2 protein-coding genes and 1 pseudogene are annotated in these 2,108 nt (G+C 52.8%); all 3 read left to right on the forward strand.

The genetic code is table 11. The annotated features are described in order from the left end of the window. A partial coding sequence (locus A7X77_RS33670) for an ABC-three component system protein (RefSeq protein WP_064686660.1) occupies positions 1 to 1,118 on the forward strand: 1,118 nt, incomplete at its 5' end. Positions 1,119 to 1,183: 65 nt separating this feature from the next. Further along, entirely contained in the window at positions 1,184 to 1,603 is a 420-nt protein-coding gene (locus A7X77_RS34155; RefSeq protein ID WP_245293823.1) for a three component ABC system middle component, read from the forward strand. Continuing rightward, positions 1,600 to 2,108, forward strand: a pseudogene (locus tag A7X77_RS32865) (DUF3732 domain-containing protein); the annotation flags it as partial. The gene A7X77_RS34155 and the pseudogene A7X77_RS32865, both read left to right, overlap by 4 nt.

Below are 2,108 nucleotides of genomic sequence, written 5' to 3' on the forward strand. Positions count from 1 at the left end.
AGGCTCTTGATTATTCCGAAGAACACCTCATCTACATTGAGCGCAATGATGATATCGAGTTCGTCACGCAAGATGGACGAATTTCGTTGAGTTCCCTTAAGCACAAAGCCGAAGGCGATCGGCTGAGCGATCTGTCGACAGACTTCTGGAAATCGGTCCGAATCTGGCTCGTTACTTTCAAAGAGACTGGCCGAACCGCCTCGAAGGCGCGGTTTCAGCTTTTCACCACATCAGAAATATCCGCGGGATCTTTTCTTGATCAGTTCGCGGACTACGAGGCGGATGGCGCTAATAGAGCCCGGGACGCGGCCACGGCCCTCAACAGAAGCCGATCCGAACTGATCGCCAAGGTAAAGGATGAGTTGGCCGTCCTGACTGCTGAAGAGGCAAGCGATTTCTATTCTCGCATTACGATCTTTCCCCAAACGCCAAGGATCGAAGACATTCCCAGCCTAGTCAGTCGGCGACTTATAACTGTACGCAAAGAATCGCGAGCAGATCTATTCCAACGCCTTGAAGGCTGGTGGATCGGCTTAGTGATCCAGACACTGACAGGTGAGAGAAAAGAGCCCATAAAGGTACAAGAGCTGCATGACAGACTCGCGGTTCTCGCAGATGACTACAAGGTTGATAGTCTTCCCATCGAGTTCAGTGACAAACTTCCGGAGGGCAACATCGATGCGAACGCAGACCGACGTCGCTTTGTCGAGCAGCTACGGGCGCTAAAACTATCGGCGGACCGTATCCGATACGCGATCATTGACTACTACCGCGCCTTCGAGCAACGCTCAAGTTGGGCTAGGGCGAACCTCATTGTGTCTGGCGAAATCGAAAAGTACGAGGACAAGCTCGTCGAGGAGTGGGGTCGCTATAAGGCAGCGGTCTGCGAGCATCTCACGGAGGAAAGTAAAGACGATGCGTGCGTGGCCGCCGGCCGTGAGCTCTACAATTGGGCAGAGAACTCAACCGGTCAGCTGAGAATCCGCGAGCGGGTCGCCGAGCAGTATGTTGTACGGGGCACCTTTCATATACTCGCAAACGGTAGCCCGGAACCTCGGGTGCACTGGCATCCCCGTTTCCTGCAGCAAATTGCCAAGAACCTTGAGGTCGCTGCATGAAGCAATGGGTCCATCGCCCTATCGAAATTCGGAACCTATTCAACCCCGCGTTCTGTGGCTTGGTTATGTATCGCGCCATCGCGAGCTTTCAGGAGAAAGACGAGCGGGGCATGCCATTCTCACTGTCGCTGCTGATCCTTCCTTTAAGCCTACAACAAGACTCGCGCGAAATACTTCAGGCTGGTAGTCGAAGCTACCTCCTCAAAGTGATAGCTGAGCATCCAGAGCTCCTCGTCGGTTTCGCAAGTCGCTGTGCGGACATATTGCCTTTCACGTTCGAAGGGTTGGGCATGCTCATGCATGTCGGCACCCTCACAGTTACAACGGAGGGCTTCCTGCTTCCGGGGAACAATCGGGTCGTCAAGTCCATCAGCGGAAGTGAGGAATCAAAGGCTTGCCAGCGGGTAAGCGCGTATCTCGGTAAGCAATTTGCTCTTATTGGCGATCGAGGGACCATTTACACAACGCTAGGCGTCCGACCATGAAAATCAAATCCATCCACATCTACAGTATTGACGGGCGCCGGCGGGACGTAGCCTTTCATTACGGACTCAATGTCATCACGGGCCGTTCCTCCACTGGTAAGTCAGCGCTATCAGACATTATCGAATATTGTATGGGTCGATCGACCTTTAATGTTCCGGAAGGCGCCATTCGTGACCGTGTGGTTTGGTTTGGAGTAATTTATCGATTTGCCGGTGAAGAAGTCATGGTCGCGAAGCCCGCGCCCTCCCCTGGAGCGCAAAGCTTGAGCATGGCCATGATACGCCGCGGCGCCAAAGTAGACGCACCCTCATTTACCGAGCTTGCAGTCAATGACAGCGATGATGGCGTGGTCGCACTATTGACGCATCTCTTGGGTATACCTGAAAATACTACTGACGTTCCAATTGAAAGCAGCCGGGTAAGCTTCGATGCCAATGTGAAGCACAGTTTCTACTATCTCTTCCAAAAACAGGGATTGGTCACCAACAAAGAACAATTATTTTA

The sequence above is a fragment of the Rhizobium bangladeshense genome (assembly GCF_001662075.1).
Classification (GTDB): domain Bacteria; phylum Pseudomonadota; class Alphaproteobacteria; order Rhizobiales; family Rhizobiaceae; genus Rhizobium; species Rhizobium bangladeshense_B.

Coding starts and splice junctions, on each gene's coding strand:
- A7X77_RS34155 (WP_245293823.1), top strand. CDS start 1,184: ATGTATCGCGCCATCGCGAGCTTTCAGGAGAAAGACGAGCGGGGCATG.